At 47.9% G+C, this 25,862-nt stretch carries 20 protein-coding genes and 2 pseudogenes; 4 read left to right on the top strand and 18 right to left on the bottom strand.

From position 1 onward, the window contains the following. Nucleotides 1–281: 281 nt before the first annotated feature. The 6 genes from MHI37_RS02665 to MHI37_RS02640 form a co-directional block, all read right to left on the bottom strand. A complete protein-coding gene (locus MHI37_RS02665; RefSeq protein WP_179090285.1) occupies nt 282–443 on the bottom strand; it encodes a hypothetical protein in 162 nt (53 codons plus the stop codon). After that, nucleotides 433–2,214, bottom strand: coding sequence for a hypothetical protein (locus MHI37_RS02660; protein WP_076338691.1), 1,782 nt, complete (start codon nt 2,212–2,214; stop codon nt 433–435). The genes MHI37_RS02665 and MHI37_RS02660 overlap by 11 nt, the downstream gene beginning before the upstream one ends. Continuing rightward, nucleotides 2,211–4,505 (bottom strand): helix-turn-helix domain-containing protein, encoded by a 2,295-nt coding sequence (locus MHI37_RS02655; RefSeq protein ID WP_076338690.1) that lies wholly within the window; start codon nt 4,503–4,505, stop codon nt 2,211–2,213. Before MHI37_RS02655 ends, MHI37_RS02660 begins: the two co-directional genes overlap by 4 nt. Nucleotides 4,506–4,531: 26 nt before the next feature. After that, nucleotides 4,532–5,407: a carbohydrate ABC transporter permease gene (locus MHI37_RS02650; protein WP_076338689.1), complete on the bottom strand. Its 876-nt coding sequence runs from the start codon at nt 5,405–5,407 to the stop codon at nt 4,532–4,534. Nucleotides 5,408–5,420: 13 nt separating this feature from the next. Then, nucleotides 5,421–6,323, bottom strand: coding sequence for an ABC transporter permease subunit (locus MHI37_RS02645; protein WP_076338688.1), 903 nt, complete (start codon nt 6,321–6,323; stop codon nt 5,421–5,423). 79 nt (nt 6,324–6,402) lie between these two features. Further along, the gene (locus MHI37_RS02640) at nt 6,403–8,010 is read right to left on the bottom strand and encodes an extracellular solute-binding protein (protein WP_076338687.1); all 1,608 of its coding nucleotides are present in this window, start codon (nt 8,008–8,010) and stop codon (nt 6,403–6,405) included. Between the two features lie 727 nt (nt 8,011–8,737). On the opposite strand from MHI37_RS02640, the gene MHI37_RS02635 reads away from it, so the two are divergent. The 3 genes from MHI37_RS02635 to MHI37_RS02625 are packed head-to-tail and all read left to right on the top strand — an operon-like array spanning nt 8,738 to nt 11,511. Further along, nucleotides 8,738–9,088: a hypothetical protein gene (locus tag MHI37_RS02635; RefSeq protein WP_179090284.1), complete on the top strand. Its 351-nt coding sequence runs from the start codon at nt 8,738–8,740 to the stop codon at nt 9,086–9,088. Then, entirely contained in the window at nt 9,036–10,670 is a 1,635-nt protein-coding gene (locus MHI37_RS02630; RefSeq protein ID WP_256710636.1) for a GMC family oxidoreductase, read from the top strand. Before MHI37_RS02635 ends, MHI37_RS02630 begins: the two co-directional genes overlap by 53 nt. A gap of 22 nt (nt 10,671–10,692) precedes the next feature. After that, nucleotides 10,693–11,511 (top strand): sugar phosphate isomerase/epimerase, encoded by an 819-nt coding sequence (locus MHI37_RS02625; RefSeq protein WP_076338685.1) that lies wholly within the window; start codon nt 10,693–10,695, stop codon nt 11,509–11,511. Between the two features lie 467 nt (nt 11,512–11,978). Here the strand turns inward: MHI37_RS02625 and MHI37_RS02620 are convergent, their stop codons facing one another. The 4 genes from MHI37_RS02620 to MHI37_RS02605 all read right to left on the bottom strand — a co-directional run bounded on the left by MHI37_RS02620 (nt 11,979) and on the right by MHI37_RS02605 (nt 16,512). Next, nucleotides 11,979–12,782 (bottom strand): ABC-2 family transporter protein, encoded by an 804-nt coding sequence (locus tag MHI37_RS02620; protein WP_076338684.1) that lies wholly within the window; start codon nt 12,780–12,782, stop codon nt 11,979–11,981. 1 nt (nt 12,783) lies between these two features. Further along, nucleotides 12,784–13,593, bottom strand: a complete 810-nt coding sequence (locus tag MHI37_RS02615; protein ID WP_076338683.1) for an ABC-2 family transporter protein — start codon at nt 13,591–13,593, stop codon at nt 12,784–12,786. After that, nucleotides 13,590–14,612 carry an ATP-binding cassette domain-containing protein gene (locus MHI37_RS02610; RefSeq protein WP_076338682.1) on the bottom strand — a complete coding sequence of 341 codons (1,023 nt, stop codon included), beginning with the start codon at nt 14,610–14,612 and terminating at the stop codon, nt 13,590–13,592. The genes MHI37_RS02615 and MHI37_RS02610 overlap by 4 nt, the downstream gene beginning before the upstream one ends. A gap of 124 nt (nt 14,613–14,736) precedes the next feature. Further along, nucleotides 14,737–16,512: a family 43 glycosylhydrolase gene (locus MHI37_RS02605; RefSeq protein ID WP_256710639.1), complete on the bottom strand. Its 1,776-nt coding sequence runs from the start codon at nt 16,510–16,512 to the stop codon at nt 14,737–14,739. Here MHI37_RS02605 and MHI37_RS02600 point away from each other — a divergent pair. After that, nucleotides 16,421–16,672, top strand: coding sequence for a hypothetical protein (locus MHI37_RS02600; RefSeq protein WP_256710640.1), 252 nt, complete (start codon nt 16,421–16,423; stop codon nt 16,670–16,672). The two genes, MHI37_RS02605 and MHI37_RS02600, sit on opposite strands and share 92 nt — an antisense overlap. Before the next feature lie 179 nt (nt 16,673–16,851). Here MHI37_RS02600 and MHI37_RS02595 read toward each other — a convergent pair whose 3' ends face one another. The 8 genes and pseudogenes from MHI37_RS02595 to MHI37_RS02560 all read right to left on the bottom strand — a co-directional run bounded on the left by MHI37_RS02595 (nt 16,852) and on the right by MHI37_RS02560 (nt 25,849). Then, the gene (locus tag MHI37_RS02595; protein ID WP_076338680.1) at nt 16,852–18,591 is read right to left on the bottom strand and encodes an ABC transporter ATP-binding protein; all 1,740 of its coding nucleotides are present in this window, start codon (nt 18,589–18,591) and stop codon (nt 16,852–16,854) included. Continuing rightward, the gene (locus MHI37_RS02590) at nt 18,588–20,522 is read right to left on the bottom strand and encodes an ABC transporter ATP-binding protein (RefSeq protein WP_083676446.1); all 1,935 of its coding nucleotides are present in this window, start codon (nt 20,520–20,522) and stop codon (nt 18,588–18,590) included. The genes MHI37_RS02595 and MHI37_RS02590 overlap by 4 nt, the downstream gene beginning before the upstream one ends. Nucleotides 20,523–20,607: 85 nt before the next feature. Next, the gene (locus tag MHI37_RS02585; protein ID WP_076338679.1) at nt 20,608–21,558 is read right to left on the bottom strand and encodes an ABC transporter substrate-binding protein; all 951 of its coding nucleotides are present in this window, start codon (nt 21,556–21,558) and stop codon (nt 20,608–20,610) included. 251 nt (nt 21,559–21,809) lie between these two features. After that, a complete protein-coding gene (locus tag MHI37_RS02580) occupies nt 21,810–22,835 on the bottom strand; it encodes a helix-turn-helix domain-containing protein (protein ID WP_144023759.1) in 1,026 nt (341 codons plus the stop codon). A 466-nt stretch (nt 22,836–23,301) separates the two neighbouring features. After that, nucleotides 23,302–23,523, bottom strand: a pseudogene (locus tag MHI37_RS02575) (IS5/IS1182 family transposase); the annotation flags it as partial. A 165-nt stretch (nt 23,524–23,688) separates the two neighbouring features. Further along, nucleotides 23,689–24,054, bottom strand: a pseudogene (locus MHI37_RS02570) (IS1380 family transposase); the annotation flags it as partial. Nucleotides 24,055–25,301: 1,247 nt separating this feature from the next. After that, nucleotides 25,302–25,583: a hypothetical protein gene (locus MHI37_RS02565; RefSeq protein ID WP_076338676.1), complete on the bottom strand. Its 282-nt coding sequence runs from the start codon at nt 25,581–25,583 to the stop codon at nt 25,302–25,304. Beyond that, a complete protein-coding gene (locus MHI37_RS02560; RefSeq protein ID WP_076338675.1) occupies nt 25,580–25,849 on the bottom strand; it encodes a hypothetical protein in 270 nt (89 codons plus the stop codon). The genes MHI37_RS02565 and MHI37_RS02560 overlap by 4 nt, the downstream gene beginning before the upstream one ends. Between the last annotated feature and the right edge of the window lie 13 nt (nt 25,850–25,862).

Raw genomic sequence — 25,862 nt, 5'->3', positions numbered from 1 at the left:
CTACGTAATGCTGGGCGATTGTCTGGACGATGTCCTCGTCACGGTCACCCAGCCAGTAACCGATACTTTGCGGTTGTTGCATATATGATGTCATCAATGCCCTTCCTTTCCTAACACTCTCCGGGTTTCGGCAAGACAGATGCTAATGCGAGCCGGCACCTCACGGCGCGAGGCCGTCGATGCCCGCCGTGATGGCTCGCTTCACAATCCAGGACGGAGCCGTCTTTCGCCACGTAAACTCAGACATGCTCCAACTCGTAGAGATGCGTAATATCGTAATCTCAGTAGATGGCACATTCAATAATTACGCCCAGTCGCTCATCGTCAAGGCGAAGCTTCGGCGGGAGGACGCCGACGCGTACCGGGAAAAACGGCTCGTTCTCGTCGAACAACAAGATCGGCGCACAACGGATCGCGAGCTGCACCTCCTCCTCAAGAAGCATTCGTCGTCCCTTCGGATTTGCCCACGCTGAAGGCTTCAGCCGCGATCGGCCGTATTCGAAGCTCATGCACGAATGGCGTCAGCAGGTTGATCAGCACGACGCGTGCCCCGCGAGGCGTCTTGGTACCATGCATATACCCTAGCTGATGGTCGCTGCGTCCGCCGACGATCTCGAAGCCGTAATCGCCTGCCATGCAGCGAAGCGTCCCTTCTGTCCATAGCAATCCACCGTCTTCCATCTGCTCAGCAGATCCCTCAATCGTCATGTCCGCATCCAATACGAGAGAAGCTTGCATGAGGACGTCTGCCGGACGTTCGCTACTCAGACGCACTACCCACGTCTCGCCGTCGCGGTCAATATCGACCTCGATCTGGTGCTGCTGTACATGCGTCAGCTCGCGCACATGATGCGGCAACAAGTACCAAGGACTGCATGCCGACCGTGCCGACTCCGGCAGCGCCTCAGTCGGGACGGGTCCGTAATACCCCTTCTCCATCGCTACTTCCAAGCGGCAGCCGCTACCTGTCTGCTGGAGCCGCTGCAACTCGACCGTGCCGGGCGAGAACATTGTATACAGGCCGATGCCGTGCAACCGAGCGTCGCCGTGACGGAGAGAAAAAAATACGTTTGAGCGCGTCATCATCGTAGCGCTGGAGATGCCATCGCGATATCGCAGCAGTTGCGCCCCAAAGGAGCGATGTATGCTGCTGTGATGGATAATGCCATGATGACCGGCCCCCTCCATCCGTGCTAACTGTTCCTCGATGGGATAACTGCCGTTAATCAGCTTCATGAATTGATCCGGAAGTGGAGCACGCGGCAAATCATCTACATGTGGGCATGGCATCGAATGCCAGCCGAGGAGCGCATGATTGTTGGCTGCCCCCATCATCTGGATACGCTCGGCGGCCAGATCGTACATCGCCGCGAACAGCGGATCGCGGTCCCGCTCGGCCATAACCCGGTAACATAATAAGTAATTGGATAAGTCCGCACGCGCACCCAGGTCCTGCCGCCCCGAATATTCCGTCACAACCTCTCCATCATGGTGAATCAGATAGGTCATCATGCGCAGATTCTTGCGAACCGGCTCCAGCAGTTCCGGCTTGCCAAGCCTTTCCGCCGCATAGATAAGCATTATGTTGCTCACCGCATTGTAGATACCGTTGCTGCGCTCCGTCCATTCGCCATCGTCGGTATAATCCAGCCCTTCCGCAAGCCATGCCTCGGCGCGTCGGATGAGCTCTTCACCTCCGAATATTCCATGCAGGCCACTTAGCGCAGCTACGAGAACCCAACGATGGTTGGGCGTATGCACTCCGCCCGTCGTCAGCGCCGGAATCGAGTACGCAAGAAATAGCCTCACCTTCGCGGCGGTCGGCTCCATCAGATCCCAGTCACATGACGCCAGTAGCTCGTACAACTGACAGAAACCCGCTACAACAAAGCCCGTGTCAGGCGGCGAATTCACGTTCGTTCCACCAAGCGAGATCGTACCGTCCGCGTGTTGTCGGCTCAACATGAATTCAACGGCGAAATCCATTCTGATCAACAGCTTCTCACTTCGATAATGCTTCGAATCGGGCGACAGCAACGCCGCAGCCATACAAACAATTGCACCAGCGGTTCCGCCATGGCTGGCGTTCGGAACGCCAGAGTCCGGCTGCGGAATGCCTCCAATATTCCGGCTCGTAGCTTCCATAATCTGCAGATCCACGACGCGGTCCGTCTGACGGTCATTAATTTTTACAAGCTTTTCGTAAACGTTCATGAATCTACCTCTTTCTCTTCGTTGTCGTGGATGGCTCGCGGCTTCTCTACCGAATACATATGCTTGCGGTAGTCGGTTGGCGTCATGCCTACGATCTTCTTGAACGAACGACCAAACGAGATTGGGATATCATACCCGACCAGCGATGCGACGTCGTTGATTGATTGATCCGTGCTCTCAAGCAGCCTCTTGGCATGATCCATCCGAATGGTCAGTAAAAAGTCTGCAAAGTTGAAGCCCGTGTGCTCCTTGAAGAGCTGACTCGCGTATTTGCTGTTGATATTGAATTTTTCGCTGAGATATGTCAAAGACAAATCCGAGTTCCAATAGTTGGTTTGGACGTAATCACGTATTTGATGAATCGTCTGAACGCTGCTCTTCGTCTTGACCAGTTCCGCGACGCTTTGCTGGGCCTGCTGGCAAACTTCGAGGACTGCGGTGGCAATCTCGTCGAACGATTCTCGTTCCGTAGCGTGTAGCCATTCCGGCAGCAAAGACCCCACCCAGAACGAAGACAGCTCGTGCGGAAGCTCCTTCATCGCTTGATTCATACAGCTCTTAAAATATTCAAACAGATGCAGGATTTCTTCATTGGAGAAGTCGCCTTCACGTACGTCGTCGAACAGCCTCTCGACTGTCGCACTCCAATCCGGCTTCGCAATTCGAAAATCCTGTGCTATTCGATTCATCTCCCCATAGTAGCCGTGCGTTCTCGGACCTCTCGGTAACGGTGCTGCCCGATAGAATAGCACCCGATCGTAACCCGACGACAGTTTATGCTGAAGCGCGACCATCGCATGCCGGTATGACAACCTGAGCGCTTCCCAGTGGTTCGCCAGCGTGCCCACACCGATTGTGACCGTAAGTCCGAGGTTGCTTCCCACCCACGCCCGGAACGAATCCAGCAATGCGGCGAGGGGAGGGCTCGTCTCGGCAAAGGCCGGGATATAAATGACGGTTAATCGATTTTTCCGATTCCACTCGGACCACGTCTTGCCCTCGCTCGTTGAAACGAATTCCTGGAGCACATTAGCAATCGCGAATTTTAATAGATTTTGGTCCGAGCGAGTAGCATACTTCCGTTCGAACTCAGCATAATGATCGATTTCAATGACAAGTGCAAAACCTTCCTCTATTGTCTGGGGCATATCTAAGCCCAGCAGCGAACGATTCCAATCCTCCTGCAGCGGCTCGTCAGAATCAAGCAACGCGGCGAATGCCTGCTTTCGGCGATGATGCTGTGATTCTTGCACTTGTGCTTCGTATAGCGCGTTCTCGTCCATTAACCGGTCGATCGCCTTTTGGATGAACGAAAACTCGTCGTTTGCCAAACCACTCTTACCTGCCGCGCGAGGCTCTGACCGTGCTTGAATGAGTTGCACAATCTGTTCAATTGGCCTGTAATTCCGTTTCGTGATGAACACCGTATAGGCAAGACTCAATAAAACCGTCACCACGCCAAGGACAATCCAGATTCGCGAGATTAGCTGCATCCAGCTGAATGCGACACCTGTTTGTAATCCGCTCACGAACTCCCAGTCGACCGAGGTCGCATGCAGCCGATTCATAACTAAATCTTCGTCTATTTCCTTTCCATCAGACGAATAGACAACCTGACCTGTACGGTCCAACACATGAAGGTACGATACGTTCGGATCGATCATATCCGTGATTTGTGTCATTAGAGCATCTACCGATACGTTGACAACGACGAGTCCCTCCCCGCCCATCGGCAGCTGCGCCCATCGGCTGATCGAGATGACTCTGTGACTGACTTGGGTTACGGTATCGTTCAAGCTGTCACCGTACATCCGTACATCTGACCACTGTCGCCCGATGGTGGCACGCTTCGTCAATTCATGGAACAAAAATTCCCGGTCTCCGAACGAATTCGCCGATTGAAAATTACCTTCCGCCAAGATCATGTCGTCCCAAATACGATACAAGTAAGTTGATTGAATCGCATTGTCATCGAACAGCATTCTCCGAATCCGATCTAACGCTTCGTAATTTATCATGCGCATGTCGCTCGTTGCGGTTTCGTCATAGGTGAAAAACTCATCCAAATGTCCGCCGATGCGAAGCTCATCGATAACGATTCGCTCAATTGCTTTCAGATGCTGTTCAATAGAACGGATGACATGTTCCGTCGAATATCGGTTCGTCCGCTCCGCTTCCCTAAGCGAAACTTCGTTTATAACGAATATCGCCAAAAACACGATGACTGCGATCGTCAAATACAACGACGGCAAGTACGAGAGCACCGTTTTTTTGTACCATGTTTTTTTCATCCGAAGCGCCCCCTTACTTTTACTCCCTATCCCTTAACGGAGCCGAGTGTTAATCCGCTAACGAAATACCGCTGCAGCCATGGGTAGACGATCAAAATTGGTACCGTAGCAAACATAATACTGGCCGCTTTGAGACTTTCAGAGACCACCTTATCCATCCCTGAACCTTCTGATGCCGTTACCTCCGTGATCAAATTATTCATGACCATCTGATACAGTTTTAACTGCATCGGATACAAATTCTGATCAGTGACATAGAAGAGAGCGTCCCGGAAACCATTCCAACGCCCCACTGCGTAAAACAGAGCCAGCGTTGCGAGCACAGGCAAGGATAACGGAAGCACGATCCGGAACAACTTGCCGAAATGCGTGCAACCGTCGATCTCCGCCGCTTCATGCAAGCTGTCCGGAATCGTCGACCGGAAAAAGGTAATCATAATGATCATAAAAAACGGACTGATGAGCCCTGGGAGAATGAGCACGCTCATCGTGTCGAGCAGCCCCAGCGACTTGATCAGCATATATTCGGGTATGAGTCCGCCGCTGAAGAACATCGTGAATAGGATAAAAAACATAGTCAGCTTGCGTCCCTTCAGTTTGTCATTCGACAACGGATATGCAGCGAGCGTCGTCATAAACATCGCGAACAAAGTGAAGGAGACAGTCAACAACACCGTAAACCCCAGTGCGCGAATCATCGCCTTGTCCTTGATCACGCTAATGTATGCGTCGAAATTCATTTCAATCGGAAACAGCGTGACCCTGCCTGCTGTGATCGCGCCGCCGGAGCTTAGCGATATGGACGCAATATGCAAAAACGGCGCCAGACAAGCGAGCACACAACAAGCGATAAACACTACATTGATTACATCAAAAAACGTCGTCTTTTGCTTTCTTCCCATGCCTTACACCACCTCATATGATACTTTCGTCGGTTGTTTTCTTCGCGATGTAGTTCGCTGCCAAGATAAACACCAGACCGACCACGGCCTGGAAGAGGCCAACAGCGGTCGCGATGGAGAATTGTCCGCTTTGTAGGCCGACTCGGTAAATGAAGGTGCTCAGCACGTCCGAGACGTCGCGCACCATGACGTTCCCAATAATGTAGGGACGATCAAAGCCAATATCGAGCATGTCGCCAAGCTTCAGGATCATCAATACAATGATCGTTGATCGAATACCGGGAATCGTAATATGCCAGATACGCCGTACTCGACTGGCTCCGTCGACGTCCGCCGCATCGTACAATTCTTTATTAATGCCTGTCATTGCCGCAAGGTAGATGATACTTCCCCAGCCGACACCTTGCCAAATACCAACGCTTGTATACGTCGTCAGCCAATAACCCGCTTCAGCGAGAAATGGAATCGAACCGATACCAATCTTGTTAAGCAGCAGATTAATGATGCCGTAGTTCGTGGCGAAAACTTGATACATGATACCCCCGATAATCACCCATGAGATGAAGTGGGGCAAATAGAGAAGTGTCTGAGAAATCTTCCTAAATGCGGGGAATTTCAGCTCGTTCAGACAGACAGCTAGAATAATTGGAGCCGGAAACCCGAAAATAAAATCTAAACCGTTTAATAGAAAGGTGTTGCGTAAAGCAATATAAAAGCCTTGCATAGAGAATATCTCACGAAACACATCAAATCCGACCCATGCGCTCTCCGCAATGCCTTTAAACATGTTAAATTCCTTGAATGCGATGGTCACACCGTACAACGGCATGTACTTAAACACAAAGAAGTATGCAATTACAGGCAGCAGCATGATGTAAAGCTGCCAGTACCGCAGCGTGTAACGAATGAATGACATAGCCTGGGCCTCCCCTCTGATTACTGAACATACAAGGGGGGGATATCCATCCCCCCCTTTATTCAAGCTTTTCTTCTTATTATTTCATTGCTTCGTAAGCTGCTGTACGTTCCGCGATAACTTCGTTGCCAGCAGTATTCATGAGGTCCTTTAATGCCGCCTCGTACACAGCATCGAACCGATCCGGTTTGGCCATAGTGGACTTCACGAGCAACTCTTCGTACTTCTCCAGTAATACGACTGCATGCTTCGCTTCCGAGTCGAGCGGCTTATCGAATTGAATTGGCTGCTGCACCGCATCTTGACTTGCCATCTTACGGTTCTCAATAGCCATCGCACGATTATTCTCATCAATAACAAGCCCAAAATACTGGAGATTTTTGTCTTGCGAGCCGAAATCATTACCGTTCGTAATGATCATCATGTCACCTGTATTAAACAACAGTTTCGTATCTTCTGAGCTTCCATTACGTACAGGGAAGCCGTCCACAAGGTTGTGATGCACACCTTCTTCTCCGAATGACATGTATTGAATCACTTCGTCCTGTGCAAGCCAGTTCAAATACTTAATGGCCTCGACGGAACGTTCGCTTAAAGTTGGCACCATGATGTGCATACCGCTCGGCGTATACGCTGGCTGACGAGTCTTGCCTTCAAAATCTGTCCACGGCAGCAGTGGCGTCACGCTAGCGTCTGGTACCTTCTTCTCAAGTAGATTTACATGGGATTCTTCCCCACCGTAGAAATACTGCGTTACGTCATGCATCATGATGCCTGTATAACCATTAACGAAATTCTCTACCTTTTTCTTTTTGTCTTTGTCCAATGCGAAGTCTGGATCAATAAGGCCTTCATTGTACAACTTGTTCAAGAACTGCATGCCGTCCTTGTGACCATCCATCAGAATCGGATATTCACGTGATCCAATTGTAATGGAGCGCATATACCGAGCTTCGTCGGATTGTTCTTTAATAAACGACCAGATAATTGGCTCATAGGAGTCCGGTGTCAGCGAGAAGGAAAGAGGAATTGTCCGGTTCCCACCGAGGTTCAGTTCCTTGAATTTCTTAAGCGCATTGTACGTTTCTTCCGTGGTCTTCGGTACCGGCAAGCCGGCTGCATCGAGCCAGTCTTGACGGATGATGCTAGTATACTTTTCTAGGTTGACGCGGCGCGCCACGACGGAATATTGAACGCCGTCAAAGATACCGTATTGCAGCGCGTCACCAAGATAAGACTTTAGATTCGGCCCATGTTCTTCGATAAGCTGTGTCAAGTCCGTTAAGCCGCCTTGTTTCGCCCAGTTATAGACGGCGCCTGAGTTATAAGTAAATATGACATCGGGTGCGGTGCCGGCTGCCATCAAAACGTTAAGCTGATTGATTTCTTCACTTCGAGGCACGGCTACGAATTCAACGTCTATGTTGTTGGGATCTCCGAAATTCTTCTGTACATATTCCGTCATTTGGTTTTTCGTAACTAATAATCCTTCCGGCGCGTTACCGCGTTCAAACACCTCAACACGCAGCTTGACTCGTTCCTTCGGTGTTTCGGTAGCCTTCTCTCCACCCTTGCCCCCTGTATTATCATTCTGTCCGGCATTGTTGTTTGCGCAGCCGGTTAAGACTAACGCTAGGACCATGAATACGAGACACCATTGCATGGCTTTCTTTTTAACCATTTTCATGTGTGTGATGCACCTCTCCCTTTTTAATTACGTTTAGCGAAACGTGAAGCGCTTTCACTTGGTCGCAAATGAATCATACATATTTGCCTCCACAATCGGCAACATACATGTTTCCTGTGACCCAACATTCTTCCGGTTTAGGCCTGATAATCCTTATTATATAAGGAAACTAGGTTATAAGCTTGCTAGAAATAATGGCAACTGAATTGGCATTGCTGAGGGCATTTAGTAAAGTTATTTGACTTAGAGCATGAAAAATACACCGCTCAAGGCACGAGCCCACATGGCGATGTATTTTTTAATGCTCAGAGTCAACAATCTAGGGTTGAAAGCACTCTACAAATATTGATTGCCTGTGCGTTCGGCTTTGATTTCTATCTTCTTTCGTTCAACTTATATAGCTGCTCAAAATATCATCAACGATATAAATCGTTTTGATTTTGCTACTATCGGCTGTCCGAAACAAATGGCACGCTCTATCGGAGGTCTAGTCGGACAGTTCAAATATAGCACAGATATTCGAAAAGTAATCGTTGCCTCAATTGCGGCTTCATGCTGCGTTCGGATTCTCTGCGCGCTGCTTCCATCCTTCCGGATCTCATGCTACGGGACCCTTATTCACTTTTTCCGTTCCTCAGCATGTTCTCTGGAAATGCTTCGACTGACATGGCTTCAGGTGGTTCGAAGCACAGTCCCTCTTTTGTACGTCCATGAGAGCGTGGTGCTCGTGGGCGATGGGATGAAACAGGCCAAAGAAGCCCGCCGGATGCCCGGCGTCAAGAAACTTCATCAGGAATCCAAGAATTCCTCCAAGGCGAAGTATATTTTCGGACATTTATTTGGTGCCATCGGCATTCTCATGGGAACGTCGCAGAAGTCGTTTGGCCTGCCCTTGTTTATAATCCTACAGGGTGGTTGTTCTCGCTTTAGCAATTTCTTGTTTTTCAGCCAGACTAGCCTGATTCATAACTTCCCTCATGCCGCATATACATCTATAAGGATAAATGAGGGAAAGGATGCGAACGATGAGGCTTTATATCGCGGACAGTACCGACAATCTTCGCACAATAGCGCTTAAATACGAGATCGGAATTAAGGAGCTTATTTGCCTCAATCCTCACATTATCGATCCTTTATCGAATATTGCAGGCCAGCAGGTGAAGCTTCCGCCTCTGAAAGGGCTATCGGATAAGAACGTGGATCTCCCTCCGTGCACATTACAGTTGATTAACCCAGAGGCACGCGAGCAATGGATCCCTTTAAGCTCGCTGGACGAGATGCAGCATAAGGAATATGATGTGCTTATCGTCGGAACAGGAGCCGGAGGCGGTGCTGTTCTGAGACGCTTGATACAGCAATTAGCCAACAGTGGGAAACGAATTGGAGTTCTCGAAAGAGGCGGACTGTTAATTCCAACGCATGCACAAAATATCGAAACGATGACTTCGAGACGGGTTTTTGATTATTACTCCAGCCAAGCCAACTATATCGACAATTATCTATCCGGCCAAATTTATGCCCTGGGGGGCAGAACCCTGTTCTGGAGCTCGACGTGCCCACGTATGACGGACTCTGAATTGTTGCAATGGCCGATCCCCCTCTCCGAACTTACCCGTTATTATGACCTCGCGGAAAAGGCTTTGAGCGTCACGCCAAACTTCACCAAAGGTGCCCCGCTCACGCAGTTGCTGCTAGACCGCCTGCAACGGAACGGTTATCCTGATGCCACTGATGAACCGCTCGCCGTTAATCTTGAGCCTCCCAACGCGTTCGGCGTCATGAATTCAAACCCAGTTTTCAGCTCTGTTCATTTTTTGGCAGAGGCTCTGAATTACCCTTACGACCTCGCGATCCATGCAAGAGTAGTGAAGGTGCTGACCGATCAGAACCGTTGCGTCGGCGTCGAGGTGATTTCGCACAATAAACAAACATTCACATTGAAGGCAAAAAACGTCGTTCTCTCGGCAAGCACATTTGGAAGCGCACAAATTCTGTTGAATTCGGACATCGAAGGAAGAGCCATCGGTCACTATATGACCAATCACTCAAGGGTGCTGGGTTTGGGTCAGATAAACCGCAACGAATTCCCCGAAGTGCTCGGTCCGCTTCGCATTTTAGTGCCAGGACAGATTGACCGTCCTTATCAAATTCAAATTATCGGGCCTGATAATTATCCATGGGTGCAATATGCTGAACAGCCTTTGCGGGAGAAATGGAGCTTTTTTCTTGCAACACTTGGCAAGGTTGAGACGCGCTATGACAATTACGTTTCACTTGACCCGGTCAAGCGGGACAAAGACGGTGTGCCAGAGCTTAACATCCACTTTTCATATAGTGCTAAGGACGAAGAGGTGATCAGGCTAATGGGCGAAGGCGTAAAGCAGGCAGCCGCCGCCATGAATGCTGCTTTGGTATCAGACGAGGGCCCCGCTTTGTGCCAGCTGACGATTGGCTCTGACATTCATGAAATGGGTACCTGTCGAATGGGGGAGGACCCGTCAACATCGGCTACGAACCATTTTGGACAAATCCATGGCATCACCGGACTTTATGTCGCGGATAACAGCGTGATACCGACAAGCGGGACGGCTAATCCGACACTGACGACCGTCGCCCTTGCCTTTCGCACGGCTGATGAAATAGCCAAACAATTGAAATAATGAGAGCTGCGAGGAGATAGCAATGAAATTTGTAAGATGCGGCGACAAAATGAGGGAGCTGACTGCCATCCCTCCGGGATTACAGCTTTATACACTACGCAACGAGCTGGAGCAGGATTACTTTGGGACGCTTGAGAAGGTCGCAGCTGTAGGCTATAAGCTAGTGGAGCCCTTCAGTTGGGGATATGCTGATATTCCGGCGGAGCGAATGAAGGCGGAGCTCGATCTCCTTGGTTTAAGAACCGTATCAACGTTTGTCTACCCGCTAACGCTAAAAAACGTGCAAAGTCAGCTCGATTACGCCCAAACCATTGGCGCCCGCTACATTGTAACCTTCTTATTTCAAGAGAGTTACGCCGATGAACGGACACTTAAAGCGTCTATCGGTTTGTTACGAAAGCTTGGCCTGCAAATCCAGCGCCGCGGCATGCAGCTTCTATATCATGCTCACGCTGAAGAATTTGAAATGCGGAACGGAAAACGAATCATCGACCGCTTGCTGGCGGGCGTTGGCACTGACGTGATGAAGCTTGAGCTCGATATGTATTGGGCGAAAAAAGCAGGTCTAGATCCTTATTCTACCTTACTCGCATATAAAGGCTTATCACCGCTTATTCACGTGAAGGATATGGATGATAGCGGTAATTTCACAGAGGTCGGGCAAGGTACGATTGATTGGGCTCCAATCTTCAGCAGCTTCAACGAAACTGGAGTCATGTATTATTTCGTCGAGCAGGACGAAAGCTTAAATCCCCTTCAGAGCATTCAAACAAGCCTAGATTATTTGAAATCAGTTATGCCGCTAGATAAACAACAATCAGGGAAGGAAAGTAGTGTATGACTACACTTCAATCACTTTTCGACGCCATAGCCGTTTATCTTTAGGTAAGCTTGGAATATTTCGTCGATCCTCGAAATGCTTTTTTTTCACAACTGCCTCATGCGGTGTCCCCAGCGGCTCCAAGACCGCAGCAGAATAAAAATGGGATGCATCTCACCACCAATACGTGAGCGCATCCCAATTATTAAAGAATACAGGATTTAAAAGCAAATCTTCAGTTTGGAGAATAATCTGCACAATATAATCAAGGTCTCTTCAGGGTAAAGAACTCACTTCTGAATGAAAGAAGCTTACTCCTTACTGGTTTTGGCCATACGACTTGTCGCACCTTCATTTTTCGAAGTCCACAGGTGAAATAGACTGAAGAAATTGTTTCGTAATCAGCCCTGCTGTCTTGAATCATTTGATGCAATCGTGGGTCGGAAGCAATGGCCGCTTTTCTAATTGGTTCAGTCGAAATTTGAAGCCTAGCTTCCCGTGCCCTGATAACGATTCAGTCCCGCATTCCAAACCCGATAAGCGATGAAGAACAGGATAATGCCGATGACCGGAGTGGCGTATGGCAGCCATGATGCGAACAACACTCCGCCTTCCTTATCGAGTATCAAATGGGCCGGATAAAAATTGACGAAGCCGTAAGGAATGATAAACGTCAATATGATCCGCAAAAACTTGCCGTAGATCGAAATCGGGTAATCAGCAAAGCCCCGAATACCGAAAATAACGATATTCATCACCGACCGAGCGCGAACAATCCAGAAGCACATAGAGCCGGTTATAACGATAAACGATGCTTGAACGAGTACCGCTCCAAGCAACATGAACGCAAAGCTGACATAAGCGCCGAAGCCGGGATGAATATCCAGGCGATTGAAGCAGAACCCCAGCATGATGGCCGCGATCGCAATATCTCCGAGAAAGAAATGGCCGAAGCTGCGAATGATCATATGGATGAAGGGATTGATCGGTTTGACGAGCAGACTGTCGAAGGAGCCTTTATGCACATCTTCTTCGACATCATTCATTTGGAAAAAGAAAAATACAGCCGCTATAGCATAAGTAAGCATATTTAGGGTGTAAAGAAGCATGACCTCATACATATTCCAGCCATTAATCGTCTGAAAGCGGCTCATAAGCGCCCAAATGACCGTATAGCTGACGATATGATTGAGTGCAAAGCCAATAAAATCCATATAAAAGCCAAAGCCGTGTTCGGTTTTACTTTTGAAATAAATCGGAATAAAACGCCCGTACAGCTTCAAGTATCTCATCTTAGCCTCCCTGAACGACAAGCCGGGTAACGGCTCTCGACCACATCCATTTTTGCAACAGCAGAAAACCCGCCATCCAAGCTAATTGCTGGAGAACGATGGCAAGCAGATCCTGCCAGCCCGTTACTCTCCCCAAGTAGACGGAGATTGGTTCATAATAAATGAGGCGAAACGGCAGAAAGTACGAGAGCTGCACCAGCGAGTCCGAGAAAAACCAAATCGGAATAAACGCCCCAGAAAATAGCCTAATCAGCCCGTTAAGCACCGTATTAACCTGCCAGACGAGAATGTACCAGAAGGCAATTAACCCAATCGTATATGTAATTAAGAAATTAAGAATCAAGCCATTAATGACCAAAATAAGGAAGGCAAGGCCATTTTCCAGCGAGGGCAGTTGCACGTGGAAAAATAGCATGCTGACGATCATTAACGGAATTAATTCAAACAATATCCGGTACAAATTCGCACCGAACACCTGACAGAAAATGACGGATCGGAAGCTCATCGGCTTAATGAGATCCATTGCAATTTCGCCAGAGGATACTTTGGAGCTTACTTTAAAAATAACGTCATTCGTAGCAAATACCGAGATAACTGAGCTGATTACGACATACGTGATCATTTCCTGAATGGTCACCGTGCCGGCTTGCGAGGTTAAATGGCCTGAATCGCCAAACAATGCGTACCAAATATAGACCTGCACGGAAATTTTGAACAGTTGCCCAAACAGGAACAGCAGCACCTCAGCCCGAAAAGCAAGCAGCGAGCGGAAGGCGTTCAGCGTCATTTCCCGATAGAGTGCGATTCTCATATGATCACTTCCTGCCGCTGACGATCTTCCTGACTAAAGCCGGCATAAAGATTTCGAATAATTTCTTCGATCTCGGTTTCCTTAACCTTGAAATCACGCACGGAGTAACGATCCATAATCCACTTGATAACCACAGAGGAATTAATATTTTTCTTATCATAGACGAGTTGGCTTCGGGCATCTTCCGTTCGGCTGAACGAAATCCCCATGCGCAGAAGCGCATCGTCCATGACAAAGTCCTCCTCCGTATCCAGCTCCATGGTCTCCATATTACCGTAATCGTTCTTCAGCGTATTCAGATTTCCGTCATACATAAGCCTGCCGTGATCGACGACCATCACGCGACTGCATAGCTTCTCAATGTCGGACATGTCATGCGTCGTCAGTATGACCGTCGTTCCTCTTTCCCGATTAATCTCACGGATGAATTCGCGGATTCGCTCTTTCACCACGACATCAAGTCCAATTGTGGGTTCGTCGAGATATACGATTTCCGGATCATGCAGCAGTGCCGCGCAAAGGTCTGCACGCATCCGTTGGCCGAGGCTTAGCGAGCGGACGGCAACATTTTTGAATTCGTCTAGTCCAAGAATATCGCCGAACAGCGCCATATTTTGAAGATAGCGATCCTCTGGTATATCATACATATACTTCGTGAGCCGCAACGATTCGATGACCGGCGTATCCCACCATAACTGGCTTTTTTGGCCGAATACAGCTCCGATTCTCCGTGCATTCTCGATACGATTCTCGAAAGGCACAAGCCCTTTCACATGCACGTCGCCGCTGGTTGGCACGAGGATGCCTACCATCATTTTGATCGTCGTCGATTTTCCCGCTCCATTGGGCCCGATGTAACCGACAATCTCACCTTGATCAATCGTAAACGAAATGTCCTCGACCGCGACCTTCTGCTCGTATTCCCGGTACACGAGACTTTTCATCAATGGCCAGAACCCGTCTTTCCTCTTCTGTCGTTTAAATTCCTTACGTAAATTTTCCACTTGAATCAGCGGCATCAATGCCCCTCCCTCCTAGATGACATTCCAATAATCCGATAAAGGCTGCAGGAGTTAAAACCATCCTATCAACCTAAGGCCGGCCCCGATTCATTCGCGGCCGACCTAGTTCTGTTGCTGAGCTTTAAGGAGTCGACGATACGATGATGCGGCTTACGTTGGCTCCTCCCATTCCACCATTCATTCGAATCACGTTATTGGCACCTGGGTTCAAAGCAATTTGCCGGCTAACCTGGCCAGTAAAAGTACTCCAGCCCCCTGTGCCAGGCAGGGAAATAGAGTACCCGTTCCCCGACTGATCACCGCTGCTGTTTACTCTAAAAGTTGCGGCGTTGTCCGCGGAAGCGTAAAGCACGGTAAGAGTCACCTGGCCGCCAGAGCCGCCGTTGACGCCAGACAGCTCGAAATAGGAACCCGGAATATGCATATTTTCAACCGTTCCGCCTGACTTAGTCGCGCCACCCCCAACAGACACATTGCTTCCGTTCAGCGCATATTCCGTAACTGTACTAGTTGTTGGGACCAACGATACACTGACTCCAGTTACGTTGGCTCCGCCCATTCCGCCGCCGAGCCTGATCACGTTATTCGTGCCTGCGTTCAAATCAATTAGACGGTTGCTTCGGCCCGTGTTGTTGCCCCACCCTCCGGTGCCAGGCAAGGAAAGAAAATAACCATCTCCTGCCGTATCACCGCTAGCGTCCACCTTAAAGGCTGTACCGCTGTCGCCAGATGCATAAAGCACAGTAAGGAGTGCCTTGCCACCTGTGCCTCCGTTGATGCCATTCAACTGAATGTAGGAGCCTTGGGTATGCATATTTTCAACCGTACCACCCGAACGGGTCGCCCCTCCTCCAATAGATACGTTGCTGCCATTCATCGTATATTCTGTTTTCTGGGTATATTCATCAAAGCTCTCATTAATCAGATCATAATATTTGATCTCTGTAGCATGGGAACGCGGTCCGACAGCCGGGACACCCCCAGACGTCTGTACGACCTTTTGAATCGTCCCATCCGAATTGAAGTTTAACTGATCCACGCAGACGGAACGCAGCGTACCGTTGGAGGAAATTTCTCCGTTATGGTAAAACATATACCAGTTGCCCTTATATTCCACGATAGACCCATGCGACGTTTCGCTATTGTTTACCGGATCCAGAATTACGCCTCGATTTACCCACGGTCCAAGCGGATTATTGCTGGTTGCATACCGCATCTGGTTCCCACCTGGATTATTGTCCGAATACATTAAGTAATACAGGCTTCCCCGCTTAAAGACCCAAGTGGCCTCATGGAAATCCTGCAGCTCAGTGAACTGCTTGATCGGTCCGTCTAATGACATCATGTCGCTACCCAGCTTGACACCGTAGCTCGTACCTCCACCACCCGCATAAAGGTAATAGGTACCATCGTCATCGCGAAATACACTGGGATCTATCAAATTACTGCCTGGAAGCCCCTCTATATAGCCTTGGACGGTGAAATCCGCAGTAGGCTTATCACTTGTTGCTACACCGATTTTCCATGAATCGTTCCAATTCGTATCGCTAGGATGAGGAAAATAGAAATAGTAAGTTCCATCCTTGAAAGCGGCATCTGGGGCCCACATAAAACCGCCCTCCGGTCGACCCCACGACACATCATCAGAACTTAGAATTTCTCCTTCATCCACCCAGTCCACCATATTATCCGACGAGAAAACATGGTATTTATCCATTAAATCGCTGCCCCTGGAAGGAAATATATCATGTGACGCGTAAACATAGATACGTCCGTCATTCCAAACATGAGCAGAAGGATCGGCTGTGAAAATGCTAGTGAAAATAGGATTGCCAGACAAGACAGGTGTATCGGCAGTGGAAGAAGAGGAAGTGAAAAAGAAAACGGATATCAGCATGGTTCCTGACAAGAACAGACTCGAAAGCTTTTTTCTCATAAGTGTTACCTCCCCATTAAATAAATTCGGGTTGCATCCCGGCAACCATACAGCTAAGACGATTCAATCATCACCCCTCAGCATTTGGAATGGGAAAAATGTAAAATTCATGATTCAGTAATACCTTACAATATATGTAATCCGTTATATAGTGAGCATTTTTAAACTTTCAATGCCATTCTTAGCCTAATGATAGGTAAGGAAAGTACGTGCAAGCTGTTGGAACAAAATTGAAGAAGCCCGCAAGCTGCCACAAGGACAATTAGCGAGCTTCCCCTATTAAAAAATTTCGAATTTTTGTTATTTGAGCTGCCAGCCTGCAGCTTCCTGCTGTAATCTCCATAAGCTAGCATAGCGTCCAGCCTGTGAGCATAACTCGTCATGCGTGCCTTCTTCTACAAGCCTGCCCTGCTCGAGAAACAGAATTTTGTCCGCATGCTGAATGGTCATCAGACGGTGGGCGATCATAATGACCGTCTTGCTTGCGACCAACTCATTGATGGCCTGCTGAACCTCAGCTTCATTTTCCGGATCAAGCGAAGCCGTTGCTTCGTCGAGTAGAATGATCGATGCATTCTTGAGCAGTGCGCGGGCAATGGAGATACGCTGCTTCTCACCGCCGGACAATGTGGAGCCGCCCTCGCCTACCGGGGTGTCATACCCTTGAGGCAGCCTAGAAATAAACTCATGGCAACAGGCACGTCTGGCCGCCTCCTCAATCTCTGCTTGCGTTGCATCCAGCTTGCCGATACGGATATTATTTCCAATGGTATCTTGAAAGAGGTATACATCCTGAAAGACCATCGACATATGCGATAACAGCTGCTCCGTATCGGCCTGTTCTAGTGTCTGCTCCCCAATGCGGATAGCACCTTGCTGGACGTCCCAGAAGCGAGCGAGCAAGCGCAAAACTGTGCTCTTCCCACTGCCTGACGGGCCCACTAAGGCTGTAATGCTCTGCGGCGGAATCGTAAATGACAGCTCCTTCAGAACAGGTGCTTCTGGCCGATAACCGAAGGTAATCTGGTCGAATACAATCGCGCCATTCTCGTCAATACTTCCCGTTCCCGGCATCGGCTGCTCCCGCCGAATATCCATAATGCGCTGGGCACTGTAAGCGGAATAGCGAATCTCCCCATAGTTCATCAATACGGCGGTCAGCGGGTCGAAGATACGGGTGCCCACAAGTAAGAACAGCAGAAAGACGGTCAAAGAAAGCGTCCCTCCGGCAAGCCAACTGCTCCCTGCTGCAATCATGATCGTCATGCCCGAGCGGGTCAGCAGCGTCGCTCCCAAAATGAGTGGGCCCATTAACCCTTCAAGCCGAATGGAAGCCTGCCTCAGCTCGTCAAAGGCAAGACGCAAACGTTCGAATCGCTTGCCCCCCATGTTATGGGCTTTGATTTCTTGAATGCCGCTCAAATATTCCTGCAGTCGGTTGGCGGCTTCATTCTTGGCCCGGATGTGCCCTTCGCTCAAGCGCACCTGCAGCGCGTCCGTCAGCCAAAGCAGCAGCAGGCCTGCTGGCACTGCCACGAACATCGCCAGTGCCATCCGCCAATCCAACAGCAGCAAGCCGCCAAACGCCAGCAAAGGCAGCATCACTGCACTGATTAACTGGGGCACATTATGCGATATCGTATGCTCGACTTGAGCATAATCGCTTAATAGCAGGTTAGTCATATCCGCCGGATCACGCTTACCGAAATAACCTAACGGGAGACGGCGCAAATGTTCAGCCAAACTCATCCGACCCGCAGCAGCTAGGCTATACGCCGCTCTATAAGCTTTGTTGTACAGCAATGAATATGCCGCGTATGAGACAGGCAGCCAAATAATCAGTACAGCCGCCACCATCCAGAGCCGCCAGGTATTCCACGCAGTACCCGGCTCCGTATAGAAGGTATACATCGTATGAAATAGATCGGCCAGCAGAGCAGCGGGGACGATCTTGACCACGCCATCCAACATAGCGGCAAGTGCCGAAGGGATAAGGGTACGAGGATTTCCACCTGACAGATTCGTCAGATAATGTTTCATGGCTTCCCCCTCCTTCCATCAGAAGCGTGATGTATATCCGCAACAGTATCTTTGGATGATGCAGAAGCAGCTCCAGCTATATCAGCCATTACGGTTGTTCCGGCAGCTTCTGCAGTTGCTGAGCCCCTGGCTGTTGGCCGTCCCGCCCCAAGCTTCCAAGAAGCAGCACTTATATGGGATTTCCACATCTGCTCATATAGTCCCTGTAATGCCCGAAGCTCGTCATGAGTGCCACGCTCTACAATTTCTCCTTGTCGAATAACCAGAATCTGTTCTGCCGCCCGTATGGAAGATAGCCGATGAGCAATAATAAGCACTGTTTTCCCCTGCACCAGCTTAGCCAACGCCTGCTGAATTAGGTACTCATTTTCGGCATCCGCATAGGCGGTTGCCTCATCCAGCACTAAAATCGGAGCATCCTTGAGCAATGCCCGAGCGATAGATACCCGCTGGGCTTCGCCGCCTGACAGATAAGTGCCTCCCTCCCCGATCATGGTGTCATAGCCTTGCGGAAGCTGCTCAATAAATTCATGACAACGAGCCATTGTCGCAGCTTTTCTAACAGCTTCCTTGGAAGCCGTCCTATTGCCCATTCGGATATTGGCTTCGATTGTATCGTAGAAGAGATGCACATCCTGAAAAACAAACGATACGAGGTCCATCAGCTTCTCCGTTCCGATCTCTTGGATCGGAACGCCGCCAATCGTAATACGACCTTCATTGATCTCCCAAAACCGCAGCAGCAATTGGGCAATTGTAGATTTTCCGCCGCCCGAAGGACCAACAAGTGCCGTCATCTCACCAGCCTTGGCCACAAAACGGATATCCTTGAGAACAGGCTTGTAATGTTTGCTGTCGCTCCTCTCATAGGCGAAGGAAAGCTGCTCAAACGCAATGTCATAGAAAGATGGGTCTTTCGGAACAGCAGGCTCTTCGACAATCCCTTCCTCAAGCACAGTCTCAATCCGCTTGTAGCCCTCCACAATTTCCCGCAAGCCACTCCCAGCTTGCATCAGCTTCAGCAGCGGTACTGCCATTCCTGGAGTAATAAGCAGAAACAGTACAAAGGTAACCGTAAACGCCAGATTGCCAGGCGTATTGGAAGCAAGCGCTAGCCCTGCTGGAATGATGAATGTGAACAGCGAGCTAACCACTAGAAAAAACAGACCGTATGGCCTTCTGTAAAGGTCGGTTATCCGAAGCGATATATCCCGATAGCGCTCGACTGCATACCTGAAGGTCAGAAAGCTGTCCGCTTTAATACCGAATACTTTGACAGCAGGCATCCCGCGAACATACTCCACACCTGTTGCATTCATTTCCTCCACCGCAAATTGAAAATCACGGTAGGTGTTTCGCCCGCTTTCAGTGGCAAACATTCGGGCTTGCAGCCAGTAGCCGAAGCTGATCGGTACGAGCAGTACCAAGGCCATCCTCCAATCCAGCCAGAACAAATAACCAAGTAACAACAAAGGAATCATGACGGCGCTGACCGTATCCGGAAGCTGATGAGCAATAAATTTTTCAATTTTCTCGACACTGACCTCGATAATTTTTTTCAACTCTCCGGTCGCAGTTCTTGTATGATAGCCCATGGGAACTTTGGCCACATGATCGGCAAGACGAACCCTTAATCGGTATAAAATATCAAAGGCCGCAATATGCGAGCACATACCGCCAATATAGAGCGTGATGAGAGCTCCGATTAACGCCGCCAATGCTGCAAGACCCCAATACATAATGAGACTCTTGTCTATACCTGCCTGATCGTTGGCATGGAGAAAAAGCTCCTGCACAATTTGATATACCGCAACAAAAGGAGCCACCTGCAGCAAGCTGGAGATCGTCGAGAAAATGACGGCCACGGACAGAAGTCCCTTTTTCTCTGCAGTAACTTGTAGTAGTCCCGATAACTCAGATTTCAAATCCATGGCAATAACTCCTTTACGTTAGGATTGAATAGCCTGTCCGGTTCATTATTACCCGCCGACTTGATTGAGATAAGAACGGATCGGCTTACTGTTTGTGCTTCTCCAGAATAAGTGACCCAATCATGTCGAGCAGATGCATCCTGCCCATTGCGGTATAGGAATAATTGTAGTTATCGATATTTGTAATTTGATACACATTGTCCTGCTGAACGGCCTTTAAATTACTCCATACTTTACTATCACTCATTTTGTTCTCGCTGTTCTCCATGAGCAGCAAATGATCCGGGTTAATGGCAGTGAGTCCTTCCAAACTCATCTCCTTGCCTCCCCAATGATCCGGATCGGGAATGCCCTCTGTGCGTTTGAAGCCGAAGTCTTTATAGATCAACTCCGCACTGCCTGTAGATGAATAGGCCACTAGATTTTTCGGATAGGTTTCAATCATAGCAAAGCTTTCATCCTGTATAATCGGCGATAGCTTCTCCTTCCAATCCACAACCTTCTGCTCATACTCCACCAGCCATTTATCCATTACATCCTTTTGGTCAAAAAGATCGGCCAGAAAGGCAAATCGTTCCCTCCAGGCATAATAAGGATGCGGTACAACCACCGTTGGCGCAATTTGCGACAACTGTTCGTACAAATCCTCATTGAACAGCGTCCCTAATATGATCAAATCCGGCTCAGTAGCTGTGACAAGCTCTATATTAATCGGCTCGGCATACCAGCCCAAATTGATCGTATCGGGGTCCAACTTGTCCTTAATTGTAGAAGTGAATACTTCCCGGGTTCCATAATCCGCATTTGCTGATGCAATCGGCTTAATTCCCAGAAGCAGCAGTTCTTCCGTTGATCCCGATAAATCAGCAATCCGCTCCGGATGAAGCGGCAATTTGATTTTGTCCCCTCTAGCATTCTCAATCATTTTGAACGTTGCCTGACCGTTCTCTCCCTTTTCCCCTGTTGTCTTCGCACTACTGCAAGCTGACAGTACAAACACCATGCATGCTATGGCCAAAACTAAAACCTTCTTCATCTCTTCATCCACCCTTTCCAGTATTGGGTACGCTCTAGCGTAGTTGCCAACTGAATGAATTCCGTCCCTTTACATAAGTATTCGTTTCTCCATCTCCATCGAAAAATCAATAACGATTATCATTATCAATTAAGCTAAAAAAAAAGAGCTTCGATCCACGTTAGGGGGTCATTCAGCCGATATGCCCTACTATCTCATACCTACTCTGCCAGCTGCTACCCAAATCGGGAGGGTAAAAGGACAAATCCGGATTATTGTGAAGGAAGTAAACGCTCCCCGCTCAGCTTCCGGTGATGAGGGAAATATTCAGACGGCTTCATCCCGTATTTTCGCTTAAACTGATCCGAGAAATGACCTGCCTTGCTAAAGCCCACAGCATAAGCAGCCTCCGTTATATTTACAACTCCCTCTTCCAGCATATAATAGGCCGCCGTCAGCCTGCAATCAATCACATAGGCATGGACCGGGAAACCGAACAGCTCCTTAAAACCTTTTTTAAGCTTGTATTCGTTCAGGCATACTTGCTTGGCTAATTCACCTAGCCCTGGAGGCGTCAGCAGATTGGCATCCAAAATTTCTTTGGCCCGATGAAGGGCAGCAAGATCAGTTCTGGACAAATCCGGCATAGTTAGCGGCTTCTGAAGCAGCGATTCACTAAAGTATAGGGCAATAAGCTCCAATACCTTGGCACTCAAATAAATCTGCTTCACGTCGCCCGTGTATCGACAATGCAAAATTTCATGCGTAATTTGCTTCATGCCTGGCGTCATCTTACTACTGAATAATTGTCCCTTTTTCTCAAAAAAAGTATGCATTACCTTATCGATGGGAAGATGCTGCAACGATTGGCTGGCCATTTGCCGGTTCAGCTTCAAGGTTAAGCCCTGAAAATGCCGGTGGACATCATACTCGCAGCAATTGCTGCTCTCCGTGTTGAAGAAAGCTGACACCTCGCCAGAATCAAGTCCGAACTCCTTCCTGTTGCCCTCGACATTCCACCAGATCGGATCGCCCAGACAAAAACCAATAACGGCCGAGTCCTCTGCTTCTTTGCTGCTCATCACCATATGTTTATTAAAACGCACATCGCAAAGCACCAACTCGACAGCAGTAAGTGGCCGCATACGCTGCCAATAGCCGTTTCCAATCTCGAACGGAACTTTCACTTGATGCTCCAGGGCATCTGCACTGTACATGCGATTCAAATGAGCGGTCAATTCACAACCTCTATTTCGTTTATTCTCAATTTCACACCAGTGTCGTTGGATGTTCTCCATTCTGGTTTACCCCCCGATGCTTTTTTTCTATTATTTTTGCTGTAAAAGAAGAAAGGAAAGTAAAAATCAAGAATCTAAGCCCCTCGAAAAGGATGTACGTAACATTGCTGCGCGTCTTTTTTGCGCATCAGCCCACACTTGTACTAGAGGAACCGTATTTTTACCTGGAAGAACAAGATCGTCGTCATTTCAAACGGATATTAGATGACCTTTCGAAAGAAAAGCAGATCTTAATTTTAACTTCGAATTTAGAGGATGCCCTGATTTCCTGTAATGCCATTTATTGATTGAACGAGTTCGGATTTCATCAATTGGATATTCGGGACTCAGAAGAGGATAAGCAGGAAGTGCAAGAACAAGATCGGGCTAATATAGCCTTGCAAAAGATTTATACGAAAAGAAATGACAAAGTGATTTTATTTAATCCGCCTGAAATCGATTTTATAGAAAGTGTAGATGGTTCGATCGACAGATCGGAGATCGATTTCAACAACAAATACTTAAACATTCGAATGGGAGGCACTGCGTTACGACCGTTATCGAGGCAATATTTATCTTCTAGTTCTTCATGGACGAACGAGAAGTCTACAAGGTCATTAATCTGACGTAACCTATTATCTTTAGGTACGACAATATCATATATTCCCATATATGGACTGAGGTTTAAGGTTTGTTGGTTTGAAATCATCCGGGTCACCACCTAATTATGATTACCTCTATTATACAAGAAAACAGGACACCCTTCCGCTAGAAATTCCGGGAATGGTATCCTATTTATGAGTTTTGGACTTTTTCAGTGGCCTCGTTCAGTACAGGAATCATCTCTTATGTGTGGCTTAGCACTCTTTTTTTAATAGTGTCCTTGACTAAGGGGCCAGTTTACTTTGTAGGTTCGTGATACGCCTTCTTTCTTCGTTTTGGAGTTGTCAAAGGGCGAAACATCAAGATCAAGTGGTAAATAGGATTGAGAATCACGATCCTCGTATTGGACCACAATTGGAGTAAGCGGTGCTCTTGCCCGTTTTAGTAAATCGGCTGATTCCTCCCAAATAATGGTTTACCATTGACCGGATGGGGCTGCTTGATCGAAACGCTGACGCATAGTTGGGCTAGATGGGAAATTTCGAATGCCAAGCGCTTTAGAAAAGAAAATATCTTTGCGAAAAGGTTCAATATGATCAAAATCGCTCTTCCCTTGGCATAACAAGCCAATGAAAGCACGGAAGTTAACTGCATGGGAAATGGGCTGTTATCTCTATTTCACGAAGATATCCTCTTAAAATCTATGGTTTTCAAGAAGTCTCTATCACGGATTCAGGTATTACTCAAAGTCGTATTACATCTTCAATACCATACTTTTTGAGTTTAGTCCACGCAAATGTCATTACGGAAAATACCAATCGTTTTTTCGTTGACTCCCACTCTCTGATTCGTTACTCTTTGGAAGGAATAGTAAATAAGTCCTAAAGACTATAGAATCATGATTATTACAATGTGGGGAGTGATTTCAGCGCATGGACAAGAGGGCTAACCCTTGAAATGATCGGGAAAGTCATGAAAACAGATTGATTGTTCTGGACCTATAAGCGTTTCTTAAATAGGATAAAATTTTTGAAGGTTGAGATAATCATCATGTCCCGAAAATCATTTTAAAGAATCGAGGCGATTTAAACATGAAAAAAAGAATAGGTTTGAGCTTAATTCTTGCATACGTTATTTCACGAGTCATTCTTTCAATGCTTGGTATGGATTACGATATGACAAAAAATATCCTTTCGTACAAGTTTTTTATAGACTTAATTTTGTTTGCTTCTATATTTTATTTGTGCTTCTTATTGTTGAGGACGAAAAAACAAAAAAAAGACTAATGGGTGTCTCATATTACGATCATGTATAGCATTATTGGAAATAAAAAAGACAATCTCTTTAAATATTCGAAATGCGTATTGAGCCATTTCAATATCAAAGCCCTCATCTGTTAAACAAGATGAGGGCTTTGATGTTGAGAGCAGTGAAGTAATCAGAGTGTTTTTCGCCATACACCTGTACCTTTTACAACTAACAACGCTAGTTCTTCAATGGCCTCCCTCCGGGCCGGAGTATCCGCCTTATTTCATGCATGACCTTCCTGCTGTTTTCCTGCCAATCGGCGTTGTTCGAGTTACCAAGATAACATACACTCCAGCCGGAAACGATCAGATCGGCGGTTTTATCAGCAAGCGGCAACTGCCGCTGATCTCCAGCTGTCGTTATGCATTGAAAGTGATTTCAAGGCGGGGCTTGTGGCTGTACAGAGCTTGGCGATCCGCCAGCTTCATTGTATTGCCGCTCATGATGGTCGCAGGACGTTGTTTCTGCTGTCGAGTTCGTGAGTCGGGTGGGCGGAGCTCCAAAACCGCCGCAGAATAAAAATGGGATGCATCTCACCACCTATACGTGAGCGCATCCCAATTATTTAAGAACATTTTAATTTTCACCCGGGCATTTAACAGCCACTACAATCGTTTCTTCCCCTATACACTCTACAAAAAAGCGGAATTTACGTATAACAACGCGCATTAAACCGGCATACTCCCCGAATTCCTCCGTATAAGGTTTGTTGAATACAGGATTTAAAAGCAAATCTTCCGTTTCGAGAATAATCTGCACAATATAATCTAAGGTCTCTTCCGTGGTAAAGAACTCACTTCTGAATGAAAGAAGCTTGCTCCTTACTGGTTTTGGCCATACGACTTGTCGCACCTTCATTTTTCGAAGTCCGCAGGTGAAATGGACTGAAGAAATTGTTTCGTATTCAGCCCGTTTCCTAACTTATAATCAGCCCTACTATCTTGAATCATTTGACGTAATCGTGGGTCGGACGCAATCTCTGCACGAATCGATAGCTGATCCTCTTCTTGAAGTACAATGGTAAACGTCCCTTTTCCAGGAATATACACCCGTGAAACTGAATTCGCTTTGTTCATTCGACCTATATGATCGAACAATTCGGTTTCAGTCTGTACTGTCTCCATTCTTCTCACCACC

The sequence above is a fragment of the Paenibacillus sp. FSL H8-0548 genome, from assembly GCF_038630985.1.
GTDB lineage: Bacteria > Bacillota > Bacilli > Paenibacillales > Paenibacillaceae > Pristimantibacillus.
This window is presented reverse-complemented; position numbering and strand designations above follow the sequence as displayed.

Bases quoted from the DNA above. Each gene is read 5' to 3' on its own strand.
- MHI37_RS02645 (WP_076338688.1), bottom strand. From the start codon at position 6,323: ATGTCATTCATTCGTTACACGCTGCGGTACTGGCAGCTTTACATCATG.
- MHI37_RS02640 (WP_076338687.1), bottom strand. From the start codon at position 8,010: ATGAAAATGGTTAAAAAGAAAGCCATGCAATGGTGTCTCGTATTCATG.
- MHI37_RS02580 (WP_144023759.1), bottom strand. From the start codon at position 22,835: ATGGAGAACATCCAACGACACTGGTGTGAAATTGAGAATAAACGAAAT.
- MHI37_RS02630 (WP_256710636.1), top strand. From the start codon at position 9,036: ATGAGGCTTTATATCGCGGACAGTACCGACAATCTTCGCACAATAGCG.
- MHI37_RS02605 (WP_256710639.1), bottom strand. From the start codon at position 16,512: ATGCTGATATCCGTTTTCTTTTTCACTTCCTCTTCTTCCACTGCCGAT.
- MHI37_RS02615 (WP_076338683.1), bottom strand. From the start codon at position 13,593: ATGAGAATCGCACTCTATCGGGAAATGACGCTGAACGCCTTCCGCTCG.
- MHI37_RS02665 (WP_179090285.1), bottom strand. From the start codon at position 443: ATGCTTCTTGAGGAGGAGGTGCAGCTCGCGATCCGTTGTGCGCCGATC.
- MHI37_RS02585 (WP_076338679.1), bottom strand. From the start codon at position 21,558: ATGAAGAAGGTTTTAGTTTTGGCCATAGCATGCATGGTGTTTGTACTG.
- MHI37_RS02655 (WP_076338690.1), bottom strand. From the start codon at position 4,505: ATGAAAAAAACATGGTACAAAAAAACGGTGCTCTCGTACTTGCCGTCG.
- MHI37_RS02625 (WP_076338685.1), top strand. From the start codon at position 10,693: ATGAAATTTGTAAGATGCGGCGACAAAATGAGGGAGCTGACTGCCATC.
- MHI37_RS02660 (WP_076338691.1), bottom strand. From the start codon at position 2,214: ATGAACGTTTACGAAAAGCTTGTAAAAATTAATGACCGTCAGACGGAC.
- MHI37_RS02565 (WP_076338676.1), bottom strand. From the start codon at position 25,583: ATGAAGGTGCGACAAGTCGTATGGCCAAAACCAGTAAGGAGCAAGCTT.
- MHI37_RS02620 (WP_076338684.1), bottom strand. From the start codon at position 12,782: ATGAGATACTTGAAGCTGTACGGGCGTTTTATTCCGATTTATTTCAAA.
- MHI37_RS02610 (WP_076338682.1), bottom strand. From the start codon at position 14,612: ATGCCGCTGATTCAAGTGGAAAATTTACGTAAGGAATTTAAACGACAG.
- MHI37_RS02560 (WP_076338675.1), bottom strand. From the start codon at position 25,849: ATGGAGACAGTACAGACTGAAACCGAATTGTTCGATCATATAGGTCGA.
- MHI37_RS02590 (WP_083676446.1), bottom strand. From the start codon at position 20,522: ATGGATTTGAAATCTGAGTTATCGGGACTACTACAAGTTACTGCAGAG.
- MHI37_RS02650 (WP_076338689.1), bottom strand. From the start codon at position 5,407: ATGGGAAGAAAGCAAAAGACGACGTTTTTTGATGTAATCAATGTAGTG.
- MHI37_RS02595 (WP_076338680.1), bottom strand. From the start codon at position 18,591: ATGAAACATTATCTGACGAATCTGTCAGGTGGAAATCCTCGTACCCTT.